The 20532-nt window shown below is 34.2% G+C and carries 24 protein-coding genes; 10 read left to right on the top strand and 14 right to left on the bottom strand.

Annotation, left to right across the window (positions count from 1 at the left end):
- Positions 1 to 94 precede the first annotated feature (94 nt).
- The gene (locus tag HA145_RS02940) at positions 95 to 706 is read left to right on the top strand and encodes a TIGR04282 family arsenosugar biosynthesis glycosyltransferase (protein ID WP_209128295.1); all 612 of its coding nucleotides are present in this window, start codon (positions 95 to 97) and stop codon (positions 704 to 706) included.
- Between the two features lie 6 nt (positions 707 to 712).
- The gene (locus HA145_RS02935; RefSeq protein ID WP_209127773.1) at positions 713 to 1396 is read left to right on the top strand and encodes a TIGR04283 family arsenosugar biosynthesis glycosyltransferase; all 684 of its coding nucleotides are present in this window, start codon (positions 713 to 715) and stop codon (positions 1394 to 1396) included.
- Here HA145_RS02935 and HA145_RS02930 read toward each other — a convergent pair whose 3' ends face one another.
- The 3 genes from HA145_RS02930 to hisG are packed head-to-tail and all read right to left on the bottom strand — an operon-like array spanning position 1397 to position 4367.
- On the bottom strand, positions 1397 to 1927 hold the full coding sequence (locus HA145_RS02930; RefSeq protein WP_209127772.1) for a GNAT family N-acetyltransferase: 531 nt from the start codon (positions 1925 to 1927) through the stop codon (positions 1397 to 1399). It lies immediately after the preceding gene.
- Positions 1927 to 3717: an ABC transporter ATP-binding protein gene (locus tag HA145_RS02925; protein WP_209127771.1), complete on the bottom strand. Its 1791-nt coding sequence runs from the start codon at positions 3715 to 3717 to the stop codon at positions 1927 to 1929. Before HA145_RS02925 ends, HA145_RS02930 begins: the two co-directional genes overlap by 1 nt.
- Positions 3718 to 3728: 11 nt before the next feature.
- Positions 3729 to 4367 (bottom strand): ATP phosphoribosyltransferase, encoded by a 639-nt coding sequence (gene hisG, locus HA145_RS02920; protein ID WP_209127770.1) that lies wholly within the window; start codon positions 4365 to 4367, stop codon positions 3729 to 3731.
- Between the two features lie 40 nt (positions 4368 to 4407).
- Here hisG and gloB point away from each other — a divergent pair, with 40 nt between their 5' ends.
- The 3 genes from gloB (at position 4408) to HA145_RS02905 (ending at position 5881) form a co-directional block, all read left to right on the top strand.
- Complete coding sequence (gene gloB / locus HA145_RS02915; RefSeq protein ID WP_209127769.1) at positions 4408 to 5151, top strand: hydroxyacylglutathione hydrolase; 744 nt, start codon at positions 4408 to 4410, stop codon at positions 5149 to 5151.
- A 24-nt stretch (positions 5152 to 5175) separates the two neighbouring features.
- Positions 5176 to 5568, top strand: coding sequence for a Rid family detoxifying hydrolase (locus HA145_RS02910; RefSeq protein ID WP_209127768.1), 393 nt, complete (start codon positions 5176 to 5178; stop codon positions 5566 to 5568).
- Positions 5569 to 5653: 85 nt separating this feature from the next.
- Entirely contained in the window at positions 5654 to 5881 is a 228-nt protein-coding gene (locus HA145_RS02905; protein ID WP_209127767.1) for a DUF3136 domain-containing protein, read from the top strand.
- Between the two features lie 6 nt (positions 5882 to 5887).
- Here HA145_RS02905 and HA145_RS02900 read toward each other — a convergent pair whose 3' ends face one another.
- The 8 genes from HA145_RS02900 to HA145_RS02865 form a co-directional block, all read right to left on the bottom strand.
- On the bottom strand, positions 5888 to 6127 hold the full coding sequence (locus tag HA145_RS02900) for a 4a-hydroxytetrahydrobiopterin dehydratase (RefSeq protein ID WP_209127766.1): 240 nt from the start codon (positions 6125 to 6127) through the stop codon (positions 5888 to 5890).
- Positions 6128 to 6201: 74 nt separating this feature from the next.
- Positions 6202 to 6450 carry a carboxysome peptide B gene (locus tag HA145_RS02895; protein WP_209127765.1) on the bottom strand — a complete coding sequence of 83 codons (249 nt, stop codon included), beginning with the start codon at positions 6448 to 6450 and terminating at the stop codon, positions 6202 to 6204.
- Between the two features lie 18 nt (positions 6451 to 6468).
- Entirely contained in the window at positions 6469 to 6720 is a 252-nt protein-coding gene (locus HA145_RS02890) for a carboxysome peptide A (protein ID WP_209127764.1), read from the bottom strand.
- A 2-nt stretch (positions 6721 to 6722) separates the two neighbouring features.
- On the bottom strand, positions 6723 to 8252 hold the full coding sequence (locus HA145_RS02885) for a carboxysome shell carbonic anhydrase (protein WP_209127763.1): 1530 nt from the start codon (positions 8250 to 8252) through the stop codon (positions 6723 to 6725).
- A gap of 7 nt (positions 8253 to 8259) precedes the next feature.
- The gene (csoS2, locus tag HA145_RS02880; RefSeq protein ID WP_209127762.1) at positions 8260 to 10557 is read right to left on the bottom strand and encodes a carboxysome assembly protein CsoS2; all 2298 of its coding nucleotides are present in this window, start codon (positions 10555 to 10557) and stop codon (positions 8260 to 8262) included.
- Positions 10558 to 10639: 82 nt separating this feature from the next.
- Positions 10640 to 10981, bottom strand: coding sequence for a ribulose bisphosphate carboxylase small subunit (locus HA145_RS02875; RefSeq protein WP_011376108.1), 342 nt, complete (start codon positions 10979 to 10981; stop codon positions 10640 to 10642).
- 93 nt (positions 10982 to 11074) lie between these two features.
- Positions 11075 to 12490 carry a form I ribulose bisphosphate carboxylase large subunit gene (locus HA145_RS02870; protein WP_002805854.1) on the bottom strand — a complete coding sequence of 472 codons (1416 nt, stop codon included), beginning with the start codon at positions 12488 to 12490 and terminating at the stop codon, positions 11075 to 11077.
- A 69-nt stretch (positions 12491 to 12559) separates the two neighbouring features.
- Positions 12560 to 12871, bottom strand: coding sequence for a BMC domain-containing protein (locus HA145_RS02865; RefSeq protein ID WP_002807869.1), 312 nt, complete (start codon positions 12869 to 12871; stop codon positions 12560 to 12562).
- Positions 12872 to 13198: 327 nt separating this feature from the next.
- Between HA145_RS02865 and HA145_RS02860 the strand changes: the two genes are divergently transcribed.
- Positions 13199 to 13783: a non-canonical purine NTP pyrophosphatase gene (locus HA145_RS02860; protein ID WP_209127761.1), complete on the top strand. Its 585-nt coding sequence runs from the start codon at positions 13199 to 13201 to the stop codon at positions 13781 to 13783.
- 7 nt (positions 13784 to 13790) lie between these two features.
- Here the strand turns inward: HA145_RS02860 and HA145_RS02855 are convergent, their stop codons facing one another.
- Positions 13791 to 14561 carry a hypothetical protein gene (locus tag HA145_RS02855; RefSeq protein ID WP_011818055.1) on the bottom strand — a complete coding sequence of 257 codons (771 nt, stop codon included), beginning with the start codon at positions 14559 to 14561 and terminating at the stop codon, positions 13791 to 13793.
- A 97-nt stretch (positions 14562 to 14658) separates the two neighbouring features.
- On the opposite strand from HA145_RS02855, the gene HA145_RS02850 reads away from it, so the two are divergent.
- From HA145_RS02850 to bchL, 4 genes are all read left to right on the top strand, one after another.
- The gene (locus HA145_RS02850) at positions 14659 to 15027 is read left to right on the top strand and encodes a hypothetical protein (RefSeq protein ID WP_209127760.1); all 369 of its coding nucleotides are present in this window, start codon (positions 14659 to 14661) and stop codon (positions 15025 to 15027) included.
- Positions 15028 to 15185: 158 nt separating this feature from the next.
- Complete coding sequence (locus HA145_RS02845) at positions 15186 to 16442, top strand: ferredoxin:protochlorophyllide reductase (ATP-dependent) subunit N (RefSeq protein ID WP_209127759.1); 1257 nt, start codon at positions 15186 to 15188, stop codon at positions 16440 to 16442.
- Between the two features lie 6 nt (positions 16443 to 16448).
- Complete coding sequence (locus tag HA145_RS02840) at positions 16449 to 18020, top strand: ferredoxin:protochlorophyllide reductase (ATP-dependent) subunit B (RefSeq protein ID WP_209127758.1); 1572 nt, start codon at positions 16449 to 16451, stop codon at positions 18018 to 18020.
- A 190-nt stretch (positions 18021 to 18210) separates the two neighbouring features.
- Positions 18211 to 19098: a ferredoxin:protochlorophyllide reductase (ATP-dependent) iron-sulfur ATP-binding protein gene (gene bchL, locus HA145_RS02835; RefSeq protein WP_011818051.1), complete on the top strand. Its 888-nt coding sequence runs from the start codon at positions 18211 to 18213 to the stop codon at positions 19096 to 19098.
- A gap of 6 nt (positions 19099 to 19104) precedes the next feature.
- Here the strand turns inward: bchL and HA145_RS02830 are convergent, their stop codons facing one another.
- Together HA145_RS02830 and HA145_RS09680 are read right to left on the bottom strand one after the other, a co-directional pair.
- Entirely contained in the window at positions 19105 to 20109 is a 1005-nt protein-coding gene (locus HA145_RS02830; RefSeq protein ID WP_209127757.1) for a protochlorophyllide reductase, read from the bottom strand.
- A 54-nt stretch (positions 20110 to 20163) separates the two neighbouring features.
- On the bottom strand, positions 20164 to 20511 hold the full coding sequence (locus HA145_RS09680) for a hypothetical protein (protein ID WP_209127756.1): 348 nt from the start codon (positions 20509 to 20511) through the stop codon (positions 20164 to 20166).
- Between the last annotated feature and the right edge of the window lie 21 nt (positions 20512 to 20532).

Below are 20532 nucleotides of genomic sequence, written 5' to 3'. Positions count from 1 at the left end.
TGCTCAAAATTTATAGCAATAAATTTTTTTATTTTATAGACATATAATTATTATAAATCTTGTTGAAGTTTTGGATAAAGCATTACTAATTATCATGGCTAAATGGAATGGTTTTGGAAGATGCAAAACAAGATTATCCAGAGATATAGGTAAGATTAATTCGGCACATGTGCAAAGTGTGATGACCAAACACACTATCTCCGTCGCCAAAGCTCTCCAAAGAATTAAACCAATTCATATTTCTATAGCCATATCAGGTCTAGGGGGAAATAATTGTAGAAAATGGTCTCGGCAATTAGGAATTAAAAAGTTTAATTTACAGGGGAAAGGTTGCTTGGGAGAAAAAATGAAGAGGCAAATAATCATAAACAAAAAATTTTGTAATCAGAACAAGATAAAAAATATTATTTTTATTGGTACTGATCTCCCAGATTTATGCCATTTAGATTTATTGAATACCATCAAAGAGCTAAAACAAAATGATCTTGTATTAGGTCCATCTAATGATGGGGGTTATTGGCTTATTGGTTTATCAGAAAAAATAATATCTCAACATCTTCATTTACCATTTATCAATATTAGTTGGAGTAAAGAAACTGTTTTACAAAATACTATTAATAATTTTTCGTCTACTAAATTGAAATATAAGTTTCTAAATCAAAAAATAGATATAGATACAATAATAGATATTGAAAATAGAAAGTAAAAAAACTTGTCTAAAATCTCAATTATTATTCCAACCATCAATGAAGCTAATAATTTGCCATTATTGCTTTCAGACTTGTTGATTATTCCTAAAGAGGCGGAAATTCTTATAGTTGACTGTGGTAGTGAAGATAAAACTATTGACATAGGCAATATATATGGAGCGAAAGTATATAAATCTAAAGAAAGAAATCGAGGCTTACAATTAGATATAGGTGCTAAAAATTCAAAAGGAGACTGGCTCATATTTTTACATGCGGACACTAGATTAACCAATAAGTGGTTTACAAAAATAAAATCAGTTTTTAAGGGAGATAAAAAATATATTTACTATTTTAAATTCAAAATAAACAACAAAAAGATAATTTATAGATTCCTCGAGCCTATTGTTAATTTTAGAAGCAAATATTTTAAAGAGCCTTATGGAGACCAAGGTTTAATAATTCATAGATCTATTTATTTCAAGAATAATGGATTTAGAAACATTGCATTAATGGAAGACTTAGATTTTATAAGGAGATTAAAGAAAAAAAAAGATTTAAAGCAATTAAATTTACCTATTTTTACAAGTTCTAGGAAATGGGAAAAAACTAATGTTTTTCTCCAAGCTTTCAAAAACTGGAACTTTAGAAGAAGATGGTTAAATGGCGAATCAACAAAATCTATATATTCTGATTACTACAAAAAATAATTAATTTGCGTACCAAAAAGCGCATTTAGATCCCTTAGGTTCTAATACCCAGCCTTGTCTTTTGTAAAATGAAACCACTTCCGCGTCAGCAAAAAGTGTAACCTTTGAAATGCCAATATTTTTTAATTCTTTTAGGATATATTTCATTAACTCTTTACCCAGTCCTAGCCCTTGATAGACAGGATTAACAGCCACATCCCAAACTGTTGCTTCTAGGATTCCATCGCCAGTACATCTTGCAAATCCTACTAGCCTAGGAAATTTATCGTCATGGCGCCATAAACCAACAACCAAAATACTAAAGTCCAAAGCTCTTTTAACTCTTCTTATTGGTCGCCTGCTCCATCCAACAGTTTGTAAAAGTTGATCTAGTTCAATAAGATCTAATTCTTTTCTTTTACTACATACAAAAATTTCTTCTTTGTTTTTTTGAGTAAATTCATAAGAATTTAAACCATAGATATCTATAAGTTTATCCCTCGATATACTGTTAGATTTTTTTACTGATGAGCCCTGGTTTCTAAAAATCATTAAAAATTTGCGAATCCTTTTCTTTGAAGCTCAGAGAGCTGAAAATATAAACCCTTTTTCATTCTTAATTCACGATGTGAGCCCTCTTCAACTAACGACCCTCCCTTTAAAACTAAAATCTTATCAGAACTTTCAATAGTTGCTAATCTGTGCGCTATGACTAATGCAGTTCTTTTTGTAAGAATTCTTTCAAGATCTTTCTGCAAAGAAGCTTCAGTAGAAGGATCCATAAATGCTGTGGCTTCGTCCATTATCAAAACAACAGGATTTCTAATCGCTACTCTTGCTACCGATATAAGTTGTCTCTCTCCAGAAGATAGATTCCCACCTCTTTCTCTAAGATAAGTATTCAAACCTTCAGGTAATTTTTTTAGCAAATTATTTAATCCTAATTCTTTACAAATATTTTCTAGTTTGAGATTGTCTATATTGGCACTTAGTTTCAAATTATCTGCAACATTCCCACTAAAGATAAAGGTATCTTGTAAAACTACTCCCAACATATTTCTAAGAGTAGCGATAGGAATATCTTTTATATTAATATCATCGATTAAAATTTGGCCTGATTGAGGTTCATATAATCTACATAACAATCTAATTATGGTTGTTTTACCAGAACCAGTTGGCCCCACGAAAGCTACATGCTCTCCTGGGTTTATCAAGAAAGATAAATTCTTTAAAATATATTCACCTTCATTGTAAAAGAAACTAACATTTTTGAACTCAATCTTACCCTTAAATTTATTTGCATTTCGGATATCTTCTGAAAAGTGCCTTGCCGAAGTAGAGTCTTTAATCTGAATTTCTTCATCCAATAATTCATTTATTCTTTCAACAGCCGTAAGACCTCCTTGGATCTGAGTAAATCTTTCTGCAAGCTGTCTTAAAGGCTCAAAAAGTCTTTGGGAATATAAAATAAAAGTTGTCAAAGTTCCTAAACCAATATTCCCAGAGGTAACAAGATACCCTCCAACTGCTAAAACTAAGGAAACAGCGGCAAGCGAAATCCACTCTATAAATGCGGAAATACTACTGTCATAAAATATTGTTCCATTAACTGCTTTTTTATATGCACCTCCAGTAGTAGAAAATTTCTTGCTATTGAAAGCCTCTCTTCTGAACATCTGAACAACTTCTAAACCTTGAAGATTCTCTTGAAAATCAGAGTTGAGTTGAGATAACTCCTCTCTTACTCGATAATTAGCTCTTCTATAACGTTTTTGCAGCCAAATAATGAAATATGAAACGGGAATTTGAGTTAAGAGCAATAAAATGGCAAGTCCTCGATCAATTGAAAGCATTGTTAATGAAATCACAATCAGGCTGACAAAGTCAGCGATAACTCCAACTGCTCCACTACCAAAAACCTCAGCTAAAGCATCAACATCATTGGTTAATCTAGTTAGTAATTTCCCAACAGGCATTTTATCGTGATACTTAAGTGACAAAGATATTGAATGATCAAAAAGTTCTCTTCTTATCCTTGCAGTTAATTTTTGCCCCACCGCTTGAATATTGTAGGTTTGGTATCCTTGCAAAACCAACCTAAATATTACTGTTACAAATAAGGTTAAAATGATGGCATTTATTGACTGCCCAATAAAAGTTTTACTTAGCCAAACTTCTGTACTTTCATTTTTAAGAAGGGTAATTGCTTGACCAACTAACAATGGTTGAATAGCTCCTGAGAAAGAAACAGGTAACAAAACTATTAAGATTAAATAGATTGTTTTTTTATCTTTAGTTAAATATTTACCTAACTTTTTTATCCTTCTAAAATCCTTAAACATTAAGCTATTCTTTATAAAACATTTGTAGATTCTATTGATAAAATCGTATCTCTGAGATGATTATCATCTAACCTCATAGATAAAGGATTTCCAATTAATCTTGCCGTCGAGTAGAAAAGATCATCTATTTTAATTAAACCATTCTCCTTAAGAGTCTTTCCAGTTGCCACCAAATCAACTATTGCCTCTGCCATACCAGTAATAGGACCAAGCTCTACTGAACCTGTCAAATGAACTATTTCTACAGGAATATTTAATTCATCAAAATAAGATCTCGCTGTTCTAATAAATTTACTTGCTACTTTACAATTCGCTGGAAGATCAGTTGGTTTTGAATAATTGCTATTTTTCTTGACCGCCAACGACATATGACAACCCCCAAATCCTAAATCTAATAACTTTGCGACTTTTAATTCAGATTCACTTAATACGTCATACCCAACAATGCCTAAATCAGCTTGACCATAACTTACATAAACAGGAACATCCCCATTTCTTACTAATAAAGCTTTAGCTCGTTTACAATTTGATTCAAAGGTTAATGATCTATTATTTTTGTCCAACGCATCAGAAAAATCTAACCCAGCTCTTTTAAAAGTTGAAATTGAATCTTTTAACAGAGCTCCTTTTGGTAAAGCTATAGTAAACATAGATCAATTTCTTCCAAGGATTCTTCATTCTAAGTTAACAATGGAATTTAATAAAGCTCGAAATATAATAGGACTCAGAGTTTTAAGTGATAACATCATTTGGTTGTGGGTAAAAGATAAATCCGTTGTAGTTGTAGATCCATCTATACACGAACCAGTAATTAGATATATAGATGAAAATAATTTCCACTTAAAAGCTATTTTGCAAACTCATCATCATTCAGACCATATTGGAGGAACGAAGTATCTTATTGAAAAATGGCCAAATGTTAAGGTGATTGCTTCTTCCAAAGAAAAAAAGCGAATACCTTTTCAAAATGTATCCGTAAAAGATGGAGAAACTTTGAATATCCTAGGTGAAGAAGTAAAAATAATTGAAGTATTAGGACATACAAGCTCACATATTGCCTTCTTTTTGAATACTGACAAAAATCCTATTCTTTTTGTTGGTGATACATTATTTTCTGGAGGCTGTGGAAAAATTTTTGAAGGAACTTATCAACAAATGTATTCTTCACTAGAAAGAATCAAATCTTTACCAAAAAATACTCTCATATATTGTGCACATGAATATACAAAGGCAAATATATTGTGGGCATTGAATCTCAAGCCAAAAGATCAAGATATAAAAAATAAACTTTTGGAAGTTGAAAAAAAACTTTCTCTTAATGAGTTAACAATTCCATTTTTACTTGATGAAGAGATGAAAATAAACCTTTTCTTAAGAGCAAAAAATTTAGAAGAATTTACTTTTTTAAGAACAAATAAAGATTTATGGGTTTAAATAAATAGGTATCTTATTAAACAAATGTCCCCCAAACAAGTAATTAAAACATCAAATGCTCCAGATCCAGTAGGACCTTATAATCAAGCAATAAAAGCTGGGGATTTTATCTATTGTTCTGGTCAAATTGCTATAGACCCAACTTTAAATGAAATAACATGTTTAGGTGATATAGAGAAGGAAACTATTCAAGTTTTAAAAAATCTCGCAGAAGTTCTTAAAGCTGGCGGAGCCAAAATAGAGGATGTAATAAAAACAACTATTTACTTAACGGACTTAAGTAATTTTCAAATTGTCAATAAAATATATAGTGATTTTTTTAATATAGAGAATCCTCCAGCAAGAGCCTGTGTGGAAGTTTCATCTCTGCCAAAAGGAGTTTTAGTTGAAATAGATTGCGTCGCATTTCTAGATTAATTTCTAATTATTGAGAAATTTGAAATATGAGCCAATTGTGCACCATAGTTGTATAGATTATTAGTTGATAATTCATCTTTGATCTATGTCAGCAGCAAAGCTTAATATAGATGAACTAGAAGCAGGTTATCCTTTATTTTGCAAAGCTCTTAGACTATTAATTCTAAAAGGAAACTCAGTTAAAGATATAGAAAAGACAGTGTGCTGGAGTCATCTTGAAACTTTAAATAGATGTCTACCTGGCAGATATAAAGCACCAAAATATTTAATGGCTTTAATCAAAAGAGATATTGCAAAGCCAAATAATTATTAAAAAGTACTAATCTTTTAAATAAAATTTATCAATTTCCATTGAAAAGTCTTTTTCCTTGTCTGATATTTCTTTAGTATCTAAAAATATTGAAAGACTTACAAAATTCCTACCGAAGCTGATATTTGGATAGATATCCCTTTCTTTACATAATTTCTCAATTTCCCCCATGAATTTACTAATTCTTGAGTATTGATCAAATTCAAATCTTTTTTCAATCCTCAAAGGTGATTCTCTTTCATTCCACATTACATTCTTTATTCAAGACTAATTACACTATACCTTCTACAAAGTTTCTCAATAAATTTTTGAAGTTAAAATCTTTAGTCACTCTCCCAATAATCAATAATACCGCCAATTGTTAAATCGGTTTGTACTTCTGGATTAGGGCATGCAAATCTAGCGGCAGAGCCACTAGCAGTAAAAACCCAGTTACCTTCTCTAGCTCCAACAGGATCAACAGCAACTAATTTCTTTCCTTTATTATTTTCTAAAATTCGTAAATTCATATGACCTAAGCCAGAAACTCTTTGAGTGCATACCATCCTTCCTAGTACCTTCATGATTTCCACAATTTATATCCTCCTTTTTTATGAATTGTCAGGATCCCAATGATCAATTATTCCAACAATAGTTAAATCGCTTGGATAAGATTTACTTCCCGCTGCTTCCCTAGCTGCAGAACTTCCAACACAAATAACCCAATCTCCTGGTTTACAGCCAACAGAATCAACTGCAACTTTATTAGAAGAACCATCTAATACGACCTGCAGATGTTTATGTTCAAATCCAGGAATCCTATTGGTAGAAACAAGTGGTTTTACAACCTTACAAATTAACATGATTAGTGAGCCTCCTCTGTTTTTTTATCTAAAGACATTCCAATAATTTGGGCGGAATGAATGTTGTCCCTGTCTCTAATAGTAGAGCAAGTATGTAACAAACCTTGATCAACTAAATTTTTATATCTAATTGATATCGCATTATTAACTCTTTCACAATCATTTATAGCCCTCTCTTTTGCGCCGGGTACTTTACCAGAGTAATCAAATCTTATTACTACGGGAATAGGTAGATCTTGACAAACATTTAATCCAGTAAAAATCTTCACTCCTACATCTAAATCTGGAGCCCCTTCTTCGACTGTATCTAAATGAGCAAAATAAGTTAAATTTCTGAGATGTACTTCTTTAAAACCTATACCTACTCCAATAAACCTCTCTGCATGTCCAATATCTTCATAAGAACCATTATGAAAACTCTTAACATAATCAATTTGAGAAATATTATTGACAATTAATTTATACGTAAATTTTTCCAGTCCACTGAGTTTATCTTTTGAAGATTGCTTAGAAATTATCTGGCAAATTTCTCTTTCCGCATCCTCTTTTGAAAAATTTATTGTTGAATTATAAATTTCTGATGTAGAAATAGTTTTTTCTAAATCTATACCTCCATCGCTAGTTGGTAAATGTATTTTTAATGAATCAGTGTCTGTATCAAGTCCAATTAACATTAAATCCACAGAAGCTCCGCAGCAAAAGCTATTCTCTACAGCCTCTTTGAAAGCATACAATTTATTTCTACCTTCTGCTGCAGCTAACTCGTCATTACTTCCATGAGCTGCGCATCCCTGATGCAAAGGATCTACTGAACTAAAATGATAAGTTACAACTTTTAAGTACCTGGTATCTTTATGAGCTTCATTAGGAACATTCTCTCTATATCTTTTATGTTCAGTTTTTACCCATCGATTAACGGTATTTTCAATATCAAAAAGGGCTCCAGCATGGGATCTTCTTCTTACTGAACTAAAAGGTATTCTCATTACATAAGCAACTGAATGAGCTAATCTTCCATCTGAACAAGGAGTAATATCAAGCAAATGTATTCCACAATCTAAAAGAAATTTTTCAAAGTCTTCCGCATCTCTACTTCCAGTAGCACCTTCAAGTGGATCATTGTTAAAAAAATTGTCGCTAAGTTTCTCATGCTGTTTGAAAGCACACCATGCATATAAAGCTCTCATATCAAGAGGTTTAACCCAAGATTTATCTAATACATGTAGAGGTAAATCTATTCCTAAATTTTTTCTTGATATTTTCTGAGCCTTATTTATAAAATCTTCATGATGTTGAATTCGGGCAATTTCCTTGAGAGTTGGAACAATTTCATCAAAATCACTTTTTATCTTGCTTTCATACCCAAATAGATTTTCATTTTGAATATTATTGGTTAATTGATGAGACTTTCCAGAATTTCGTAAATTATTTGATTCTTTAGTTTGTATATGGATATTCTCAGTAAAAGTTTTCATTGGAGCGGTTGGCCCCAATGTGAAGTTCTTGGCTTTAGCCAGTCCTCTTAAAGGCATTATTTACTTACCCTCTTGCACCACCTGAAAAGGTAACAAGTTGTCCTTCACGAGTATTACCACTAGATCCAGTTATCAAGAAATCTGGTTTTTCTGTTTCCTCATTTCTTTTAACTTCCATAGGGGGCATTGCGCTCATGAATCCTGCTCTTGATGGATTTCGCTTTCTAGAAGAAGCTCCCTCAGTGCCTGTTACCTTATCACCGCGATCCCAATCATCACCAGTTACGTTTCCCACTGATTGTCCTTCACCAGTAATCCTTGATGCTACTCTTTTTTCTGGTGTCTTTGCAGCACGGTCTGCTTCTTCGATTTCCATTTTTTGTTTATAAGTAATATTTTTATTCGGTTCAAATCTAAATTTTTCAGTACCAGTGACCTTATCAACTGCCATATCAAAAGGTCCTGTTACCTTTGAACCATTTTCATATTCATTACCCGTAACACCTTGGGTATTTTTTTCAGAATATTGATCTCTTGATGGTGATTTAACAGAGAATTCGTTCCAAGAGTTGCCTGCTGACTTTTCTGGATTCGCATAAGCAGTATCATTTGGAGGATTATCACAAGCTTGTGAGAACTGATCTCCACCAACATAAGGAGTCCCCGTTAGGTTTTTACAAGCACCTTTCTTAGCACCTGTCATTACTCCGCCAATTCCTGGTTGTTGACCTGTAAGTCTGGCATTTGAATTATTTCCAGAATTAACTATTGCTCGTGATTTCATATCTTCAGAAATTTCATTATTACAATTATCATTAATCTGATCTAAGCCTGCGTATGGAGTTCCTGTTAGCACTTTGCATGAACCTGGTTCGTCTCCAGTTACTATTTTTGATCTTCCTGTCATAGTCCCACTTATTAAATTTGACTTTGAAGAAAGGCTTAAACCTACTTTTCTAGCTTCTGGTTTTGGTTTTGAACCGCAAAACTTCTCATATTGTTGAGATCCTATGTACTCATCACCAGTTACATTCTTGCAACTACCATGTTCATTGCCTGTCATATGGTCTGATCTTCCTACCCCTGTACCAGTTACATTATTCCCATTTAGAGTATTGTAACTGCCTACTTTTTCAAATGCTTTGCCTTTAGGATTTGGCTCTGAGCCAAGATATTGATCTCCAGTTAACTGATGTCCAGAACCTGATTCATCTCCAGTTACCAGAGTTGATCTACCAGGAAGTGATCCAGATACTTTTAATCCATCAATTGTAGTACTAAGTTTAACCTTTGAGGGATTTTTTGGGACATCATCACAATACTTCTGTGATTGATTAGCAGATACATATTCAGTACCTGTAAGGTTTTTACAAGTCCCAGGCTCATCGCCTGTGACCCTCTCAGATCTACCGACTTCATTTCCAGTTACTTTATTACCTGATGTTGTAGAGGTAACAGTAGATCTAAGTGGTTGTTTATAACTTGATCTATCTTGACAAAATTGGTCAACCACTTCTGCTCCCATATATTGAGTACCAGTGACAGTTCTACACGTACTTGCTTCATTACCTGTAGTTTTTACAGATCTATTAGCTTGTGTTCCAGTAACTATTTGACCTGAATCAGTTTCACTTTTACCAACTTTCCAGCTAGCATCAGCAATATTTTGTTTGGCCCCATTTTTATTTGGACCACATGGTCTACATTTACCATTACCTTTTTTGCCTGTGGCACCAGTTTTACTTCTTAGCTCTCTCACTCTCTGCGAAATCTCTCTACTACTTAAATCTGGGTCTCCCCTTCTAGCTAAAGAAGCTGCACTGGTATTTTGTTTAGTTGCTGATTTACCATGCTTAGATTGAGCTTCTCTTCTCGCTAAAACAATATCTCTACTTGTATTAGTAATAGGCTTTCTCTTCTGATTAATTCTTCTTTTAACGTTTGATTTTGATATTTTAATTTCTGTATTATGTGAATTTTGAACTTCTTGATTTTTGCTTGGAGTAATTTTAACTGTGTTTACAGGGCTTTCTTTTTTAACATCAGTACGAGTTCTATCTGATGAAGTAATTGCGGATTTACCATGACTAGACATTGCTTTTCTTCTTTCTATTACTAACTCTTTACTAGATAAAGTTGTTGAAGAAAACTTACTATTGACCGAAGTTTTTGGGATATGTTTTGTAACTGGTTTAGTAATATTTTTATTATTTGGAGAAGACTGAGTACCAGAAATCTGTATATCTTGAAAAGATCGAACTCTATCTTGAGTAGTTGAAGAAAAAGCAGCAGCTTTTTTGCCGCTATCACTCATCGCCTTTCTTCTTTCTAGTGCAATCTCTCTACTGGTTTTTTTTGACATAATCTTCAAATGTGAAACTCTTTTGAAAAAACTTTCTCCAAAAATATTTTTTGGAGAAAGATATTTACTACCTAAAGTAGATTTAACGTCCTTGGAAAACTACAAAAGCTGTTCCTTGGCTTTGGGTGTAAGCATCGTATCCGATGATTCTTACATGATGATCAGGGTATGCTCTATGACATGCCTCTAATTCACTTACAACCAAGTTAAGGTCTTTTTCCCCAAAGAATGGGAGCTTCCAATAAGACCAATAAGTTTGCATACTTCCACTAGGATGAACATGCTCAATAACAGGACTCCAGCCTTGAGCAATTATGTATGCAATTTGATCGTATATTTCCTCCTGGGTCATCGGTGGTAAGAAACCGAATGTTTCCAGGGTTGCAACTGTTTGATAGTCGCCTACTGTGCTCTGGAAAGGCATAATAAATTTAAATGTGAATAAAATTACTCGTAATAGAACGAGATTTGTAGAAGTTTGAGGAGAAGAAGAATCTCCTCAATTTTGAAATCTGGTTTAACCTTGAACGTCGAGTTTGTCGACGGTATCAAATTCAAACTTAATTTCCTTCCAAGTTTCAAGAGCGATAGCTAATTCAGGACTGTGTTTAGCAGCTTCCATAAGAATGTCTCTACTCTCTTTTTCGATTTCGCGACCAGCATTACGTGCTTTTACACAAGCTTCTAAAGCAACTCTGTTAGCTGCAGCTCCAGCAGCTGAACCCCATGGATGACCATGTGTTCCTCCACCAAACTGAAGACAAGAATCATCTCCAAAAATCGCTAGGAGTGCAGGCATATGCCATACGTGAATACCACCTGATGCGACAGCAAATACTCCTGGCATTGAACCCCAATCTTGATCAAAGAAGTTACCTCTTGATCTATCTTCGGGAACAAATGACTCTCTTAAGTTATCAATGTAACCAAGAGTTGTTTGACGATCACCTTCTAGTTTTCCAACAACAGTTCCAGTATGTAATTGATCCCCTCCGGAGAGTCTCAAACATTTTGCTAGAACCCTGAAATGAATACCGTGTTTTGGATGTCTATCAATAACAGCATGCATCGCTCTATGAATGTGTAGAAGCATGCCATTTTTACGACACCAGTTTGCTAATCCAGTATTTGCTGTAAAACCGCCAGTTATATAATCATGCATGATGATTGGCATATCTAGCTCTTTTGCAAATTCAGCTCTCTCGTAAAGTTCTTCAGGAGTGTTGGCAGTACAGTTTAGGTAGTGACCTTTAACTTCTCCAGTTTCTTGCTGAGCAAGCTTAACTGCTTCTGCAACAAACTCAAATCTTTCTCTCCAACGTTGGAATGGCTGAGAGTTTATGTTCTCGTCATCCTTCGTTAAATCAAGACCACCTCTAAGGCACTCGTATACAACTCGACCATAGTTTTTACCAGATAATCCTAATTTAGGTTTAATGGTACAACCAAGAAGAGGTCTTCCATATTTGTTTAAACGATCTCTTTCAACCACGATTCCATTTGGTGGACCACCGCAAGTTTTGATGAAAGCGATTGGGAATCTAATATCTTCTAGGCGTAGGTGTCTTAGAGCTTTAAATCCAAAAACGTTTCCTACTAGAGATGTTAATACGTTTGTAATAGAACCTTCTTCAAAAAGATCTAAAGGATATGCAATAAAAGCATAAAAAGCTTCAGGATCTCCAGGAACGTCTTCGATTCGATAACAACGTCCTTTATAAAATTCTAAATCTGTAAGTAACTCGGACCAAACTGTTGACCAAGTACCTGTTGAAGATTCAGCGGCAACAGCTGCTGCAACTTCTTCTCTGGGAACACCTTCTTGACCTGTACATTTGAAACAGGCTAGTAAATCGGTGTCTAGGGGTACATATTCAGGAGTCCAGTAGGTATCTCTGTACTCCTTTACCCCTGCATCATACTTCTTACTCATAAGGATAAATTTAGGTCTGTGTAGGGAAAATAATTATTGTGCAAAATTTATAAATCTTGCTTTACTTAATTAGTCCTTTTGACCAAGAAATTCACCATTACCAAGAGCAGGTTCAACTTCTCTATGAGGACGAGCAATAATGTGAGCTGCAACTAAGCCGTCACCAACTCTTTCACAAGCATCAGCACCAGCTCTTACAGCTGCGTTAACTGCGCCTGTTTCGCCTCTAACTAATACTGTGACATAACCGCCACCTACGAATTCACGACCAATAAGGCGAACTTCTGCAGCCTTTGTCATTGCATCTGCTGCTTCGATTGCAGGTACTAGTCCGCGTGTCTCGATCATGCCGAGAGCGATACCCATTGTTTCTGTAGCCATTGTCTACTAATTACTAAATGTGGAATGTTCAATTCGAAGAATGCTTCATTAAGTACTTATAAGTCAAGCGTTTTCGATAAAATCTCCATTAATGTTTTTTCTATCATTCATAAGTTAAACTTATCACCCTTGGTATTATTGATATGTCAATACTTATGCAAATTAGTTAGTGCATCAAAACATACTCTTGTGTTAAGAAAAAATTTACATTATGTTATTTCCGTACGAGGCAGGCCCTGTCTACACAGGTGTGGAATGTTCAACCTTTCCTGTCTCCGTATCTAGCTTTGAAGTAAGATAATATTCTCAATAAATTTATTTGTTATTTTGAATCTTCCAGTCCTTACTATTGCGAGTGGCAACAAAAGTAAAGTTTCTGAAATTTCGGAAATGCTGGATGTTTTGTCCTTAAGGGTTCAGAAGCAACCAGAATATTTAAATATCGAAGAGACTGGAAATACCTATTTTGAAAATGCACTTTTAAAAGCAAAAGCGGCTGCTCTAGAGACAAAAACTTGGGCATTAGCTGACGATTCAGGCCTTGAAGTGGATATTTTAGATGGTCGACCAGGCATATATTCTGCTCGATATGCCAAAAACAACGCTGAAAAAATTAAAAAATTAATTAATGAACTTTCTGATAGCCCTTACAGGAGCGCAAGATTTATAAGTTGTATGGTTTTATGTGATCCCTCAGGAAACTTAGTGAAAGATACAACTGGAATATGCTGGGGAGAAATTCTTAAGGCACCAAAATATCCAAATGGGGAGTTTGAATCTATTTTTTGGGTAAAAGAAGCTAACTCTGTTTATGGAGAGCTCTCACAATCACAACTAAGTAAGTTAGGAAGCAGAGGTAAAGCTGCCAAAATCATGTCTCCTTACCTCAAAAAAGAAATTGGTTTAAATTAAAAAATTATCAATAATTTGAAATTTCATCTATTGCTCTTATAGCAGCAGCTGCTGCTTCTTCTACATCTCCTTCTTTCCCGGCTAGAGTTAATCTACCAAAAGCACCAACTGCCTTTACATCAACAACAGTTATATTTGATGCTTTTTCTGCTTCATTTGCTGCTTTTAAGACATAGCCAGCCGGTTCAGTTTCTAATATAAACATGCTCATTCCAGATTGAATCATTGATCCACTTCTATTTTGTCTATTTATTAAAACAGCATGATCTGGAGTAATAGCTCGAATAACTTCTGTCCAACTTGTTGAAGGTTTGGTTCTTTTTCTAACTTCACTTCCAATAGCATCCAGAACAACATCACCAGAATGTAAAACAGTACTTTGATCTTTGTGATAAAGAGCAAGAGAGCCAAATGCTCTTTCAACAATCATCTGACCAAGTCTTACATTACTTGCTTTTAAGGCAATATCAGTGACTCTATGCACGGCCATCCCAGGTGAAACTTCCATCCAAAGGCATGAATCTCCAGGTATAGGTAAAAAACCTCTACTAACCGTACCCATATATGCAGCTAATTGAGGTTGAAGAGAATCCAAAAAAACATATGTTCTCAACTCAATTTGCTCAACTTGACTTGCTTGTCTGGACACCAAAGACTTTTCTGAATCAGTTGTAATAAAACAGCTTGCACCACTGGCCTGAGATTGCACCTCAGATCCTGTAACAAGAGAACTGCCTTTTTTTCGTTCCCCTCTGTTTAAACTCGAAGTTGGTTCCATTCACGCGACTATAACGGATAATGGTTCATTTTTTCTATTAAATTTACTTGCATGCTTCCCACAAAACGATAACTTCAAGTAAAAGATATGCATTTTTATGGGAACTTCTCAAAAAAAAGAACCAAATGTTTCTGGTACTGAAAAAGAATTAACTCCTGATCAAACTCTTGGATTAGTTAGCCTAAGCTTAATGCAAAAACTATCTCAAAAAGACCCATCATTTAGTTGGTTAGAAGAAGATAAAATTGAAAAAGTAAATCTTAAGAACCTTAGAGATAGATTGGAGTTAACGCAATTAGCTATAAATACTGGAGCACCTTTAACCACTTCAGAAGTTACAGCTTTAATTGGGGCAAAGCCCGGGAAATCTAAGTTAGAAAGAGCAGGATTATTAGCAACGAAAATAGCTAGAAATGTGTGGAAGATTTCAAAAATAAATCAAGGAAATTCCTTCTACAGAAATTAGAATGCGCCCCAAAAGTTTTTTTTCATAATTCCCATTTAAGTATTTAAACATTCATATAAGTTTTTTAAATGTGTTCATTTTGTAAGAGAACTTATTAATTACTTTCTTAAATTAAAAAGTTTATGCAAGCTTGAAATATAAGCTCTAGAAAATTTTTAATGAGTAAAGTTGAATTTAATAAAGAAACTGGGCCCAGGGAAGTTTTTTGTGGGTTAACTTCAATAGTTTGGCTCCACAGAAGAATGCCAGATGCATTTTTTCTAGTTGTAGGCTCAAGGACATGTGCTCATTTAATTCAAAGTGCTGCTGGAGTTATGATTTTTGCTGAGCCAAGATTTGGGACGGCTATTCTTGAAGAAAAAGATCTTGCTGGTCTTGCTGACGCTCATGAAGAATTAGATCGAGTGGTCAATAATCTTATTGCGAGAAGACCAGAAATAAAAACTCTTTTTCTAGTTGGATCTTGTCCAAGTGAGGTAATCAAATTAGATCTTGCCACTGTTGCAGAGAAATTAAATAAAAGATTTTTAGGTCAAGTAAGATTTGTAAATTACTCTGGCAGTGGGATAGAAACAACTTTTACCCAAGGCGAGGATGGCGCCTTAAAAGCTTTAATTCCATTAATGGAGTCATCAAATGAGGAGAAATTATTATTAGTTGGGACTCTTGCTAATAATGTAGAGGATAGGTTTAAAAAGATTTTTAGAAATTTAGGAATTTCAAATATTGAGAGCTTCCCACCCCGTCAATCAACAGAATTACCAAAGATTGGTAAAAATACAAAAGTTTTATTAACTCAGCCTTATTTAAGTGATACCGTTCGAGACCTAAAACATCGTGGTTGTGAAATAATTTCGGCTCCATTTCCTCTTGGTATCGAAGGAAGTACTGAATGGTTTTTAGCTGCAGCGAAAGCTTTCAAAATTAGTGAACTTAAAGTTCATGAAATTATTTCGCCTTTAATTAATAGAGCAAAACTTGCTCTTGAATCTCACAAAGAAATACTAAAGGGGAAAAGATTATTTCTTCTTCCTGAATCGCAATTGGAGATATCTTTGGCAAGATTTTTGCATAATGAATGCGAGATGGATCTTATAGAGGTAGGCACTCCTTACCTAAATAAAGATTTAATGAAAGAGGAGATTAATTTATTACCTGATAATACAAAAATTGTCGAAGGGCAACATGTAGAAAAACAGTTAGACCGAGTAAGGGAATCTAATCCAGACTTGGTAGTTTGTGGGATGGGCTTAGCTAACCCACTGGAGGCCGAAGGAATTAGTACTAAGTGGTCAATAGAAATGGTATTCAGTCCAATTCATGGTATCGATCAAGCCGCAGACTTAGCAGGTCTCTTCTCCAAACCTTTAAGAAGGAATCAAATACTAACTACAAAAACTTTAGTAACTCATTAAAAGAATATGGAATTAACTCTATGGACATATGAAGGACCACCACATGTTGGTGCAATGAGAATTGCCTCTTCAATGAAAGATATACATTATGTTCTTCATGCACCTCAAGGAGATACATATGCAGATCTTCTTTTTACAATGATTGAGAGGAGGGGGCAAAGGCCTCCAGTGACTTATACAACTTTCCAGGCTAGAGACCTCGGAGGCGATACTGCTGAATTAGTGAAGAAAAATATTAAGGAAGCTGTAGAACGATTTAAACCAAAAACTCTTTTAGTTGGAGAAAGTTGTACAGCAGAACTAATCCAAGATCAACCTGGAGCTCTTGCAAAAGGAATGGGGTTTGATATGCCAATTGTTAATCTTGAATTACCTGCTTATAGCAAAAAAGAAAATTGGGGCGCTTCAGAAACTTTTTATCAATTAACAAGAACTCTTTTAAAAGAGAAAGTAAGTTCTTCAGAAAAAATAAGTCCTCTAAGGTGGAAGGAATTAGGTCGCAGGCCAAAAGTCAATATATTGGGTCCTTCATTACTAGGATTTAGATGCAGGGATGATGTTATTGAAATCCAACGCATACTCTCAGAACAAGGAATAGATACAAACGTTGTTGCTCCATTAGGTGCTAGTCCAGAAGATATTGAAAGATTAATTGATGCTGAAATAAATATTTGTCTTTATCAAGAAATTGCTGAAGCATCATGTGAATGGCTTAGACGGAACTTTGGAATGCAATATACAAATACAATTCCAATTGGAATAAAAAATACAATTGAATTTATAAATGAAGTTCATAACAAGTTGGATCTCCCTTTGACTAATAAAGAAGAATTAGAACACAAGTCAAAACTTCCTTGGTACTCAAAATCAGTTGACTCTAATTACTTAACTGGTAAAAGGGTTTTTATTTTTGGTGATGGAACACATGCAATCGCGGCTGCAAAAATTGCCAAAGAGGAATTAGGTTTTGAAGTAGTTGGTCTTGGTACATACAGTAGGGAGATGGCGAGGCAAGTAAGAGCTACTGCAAAAGATCTAAATGTAGAAGCTCTGATAACCAACAATTATCTAGAAGTAGAAGATGCCATGAAAAAATCGGCCCCTGAACTAGTTTTAGGGACCCAAATGGAAAGGCATAGTGCAAAAAGACTCGGTATTCCATGCTCAGTAATTAGCACTCCAATGCATGTTCAAGATGTTCCTGCAAGATACAGCCCTCAAATGGGATGGGAAGGAGCAAATGTGATTTTCGATGACTGGGTACATCCCCTAATGATGGGATTAGAAGAGCATCTTATTGATATGTTCAAACATGACTTTGAGTTCGTTGATGGTCATCAAAGCCATTTAGGACATACAGCAACAAGCACAAAAGACTTTTTAAAGTCTGACGAAAAAAAAGAAAAAAATAGTGAAGAAGGAATTATCTGGACTGAAGCTGGTAGAGCTGAATTAACAAAAGTTCCATTTTTCGTAAGAGGGAAAGTTAAAACGAATACTGAAAAATACGCAATCTTAAGAGGAATTCCAGAAATAAGCGATGAGACCCTTTACGATGCAAAAGCCTATTTCAGTTAATTTTTACTAACAAACCATAATTAAGTCATGAGTATTTTCACTCAAAATCTAATAAATTTAATCCTTAAAAATTCAGTTATAAGAACATATTTCCCGCTTTTAATACAATTAAATACATATTTGTTTAGAAACATATTTCATGTGTATTTGCGCTGCAAGAATATAAATAATAATGTGTTTTAAGCTTTAAATGACAAGTACTATAAATAGACCTCTTGATGGAGAAGGAAGTGTTCAAGTAAAACAAGATCCAAAAATAAATATTGAGGAAGGGGCTTTAGTTATTGCCGTGTATGGGAAGGGTGGCATCGGAAAATCAACTACATCATCAAACCTTTCTGCAGCATTCTCAAAATTAGGTAAAAAGGTTCTACAAATTGGATGTGATCCGAAGCACGATAGCACTTTCACTTTGACGCACAAAATGGTTCCTACAGTTATCGATATTCTCGAAGAGGTAGATTTTCATAGCGAAGAATTGAGGCCAACCGATTTCATGTTTGAAGGTTTTAATGGCGTTATGTGCGTTGAAAGTGGAGGTCCTCCTGCTGGGACAGGGTGCGGGGGATATGTAACCGGTCAGACAGTTAAACTATTAAAAGAACATCATTTATTAGAAGATACTGACGTTGTTATATTTGATGTCCTAGGAGACGTCGTTTGCGGAGGATTTGCAGCTCCATTGCAACATGCAAATTATTGTCTAATTGTTACCGCTAATGACTTCGATTCAATATTTGCTATGAATAGAATTGTCTCTGCAATTAAGGCAAAAGCAAAAAATTATAAAGTCAGATTAGGTGGGGTAGTCGCAAATAGATCAAAAGATACAGATCAAATTGATAAATTCAATGAAAGAACAGGTTTAAAAACTATGGCCCACTTTAAAGATGTCGACGCCATTAGAAGGTCAAGACTAAAAAAATGCACCATTTTTGAAATGGAACCAACTGAAGATGTTATTGAAGTTCAAAATGAATATTTATCTCTTGCCAAAAATATGCTTGAAAACGTAGAACCTTTAGAAGGGAATCCACTTAAAGATAGAGAAATTTTTGATTTATTAGGATTCGATTAGTCTTAATTAATCTAATCCAAGCAATTGGCTTGTTAAATCATAAGTTTGTTGAGAGGTCTTCGTATCAATTATTCTTTTTGACAACTTTTGAGAAAAAGCTTTTCTGCCAGTTTTTTGACGATTTCCCCAGCTCCAATGGACTGATGGTTTAGCAAATTCTTTATAAGTTGCCACTTGAGCGACCCTCTCTCCTGCCATTCTTTGTGAAACATATCCTTTTGTTATGAATTTTTGAAATATCGGGAAAAGGAATCTAAATAACCAAGGTGTATCTCTAAAAAGTTTTGTATCAGCAACACATCCAGGATATAGAGAATTTACAATGACCTTCTCTGCAGGATATCTTTTTGATAATTCCTGAACGGTCACCATATTGCAAAGTTTACTATCCTTATAAGCCTTACCAGGTTTAAATTTCTTTCCATTCGCCATACTTATTGGAGATAAAAAACCATTTTTGAATCCAGATAAATCTCCCAAATCAGCTGGTGCAGGGATGGGGATTCTTCCACCAAGTTCTGAATAATTAGCCGTAACAGTACCTAATACTGTAATTCTTGGCTTGAATACAGTTGATTTGCCATTTAAAACAATTTCTCTTTCAGAAGATAAAATATTTTCCATAAGTAGATTTATCATAAGAAAATGCCCAAAATGATTTACTGCCATAGAGTTTTCAAACCCCTGTGCTGACCTTTCAGGTCTCTTTAGTCTCGGTTTATAAACTGCTGCATTACAAATAAGAGAATTTATTGGTTTTTTAAATCTTTCTAATATTTCATCGCAACCTTTTCTCACATCATCCAAATTAGAAAGATCTATTTCTATAAAGTGAACATTTTCAACTTCCTCTTTTGTCAGTGATTCCTCAGCTATTTTTATAGCTCTTTTATTTGATCGATTAACTGCTATAACCTCCCATCCAAATCTTAATAGAGGTTTTAGAGTATTTAATCCAACTCCTGAAGTTGTTCCTGTTATTAGGACTAAACCTTTAATGTTCTTACTCACTAGTAAAAAAGTTAATTGAAAAATGAAAAGTAGGATGATTCAAGATCATCCTTATCAACGCCATATTACTCTGATAATGTCCCTAGAAATTATTTGATCCTGATCCTTCATAAATCTTTGCTCACCTTCAGAAGAGAATAAATCATCAAACTTATCTGTTAAAACATTAAATCTATATTTTTCGTATAAAAATGAGTCTTCAATCTCCCTTAATCTGGTCAACCTTACTTTAGAGCTATAGCCAAGTTTAATTAGGCTTATTATTGCTAAAAGGGAAAAGCTAATTTTTATAATTAAAAAAACTAATGATGCAAAATTATCCTGTTTCTGTTGTCTTTTTATAAATACGGACCCTAAATATTTTTTGTAGAAAATACTATTTTTATAAAAAGATTTTGACAAATTAAGTAGTTGAAATTTTTA

It is taken from the genome of Prochlorococcus marinus XMU1411 (assembly GCF_017696075.1).
Lineage (GTDB): Bacteria > Cyanobacteriota > Cyanobacteriia > PCC-6307 > Cyanobiaceae > Prochlorococcus_A > Prochlorococcus_A marinus_V.
Note: the sequence above shows the minus strand (reverse complement) of the source record. Positions and strands in the feature narration are given on the sequence as shown.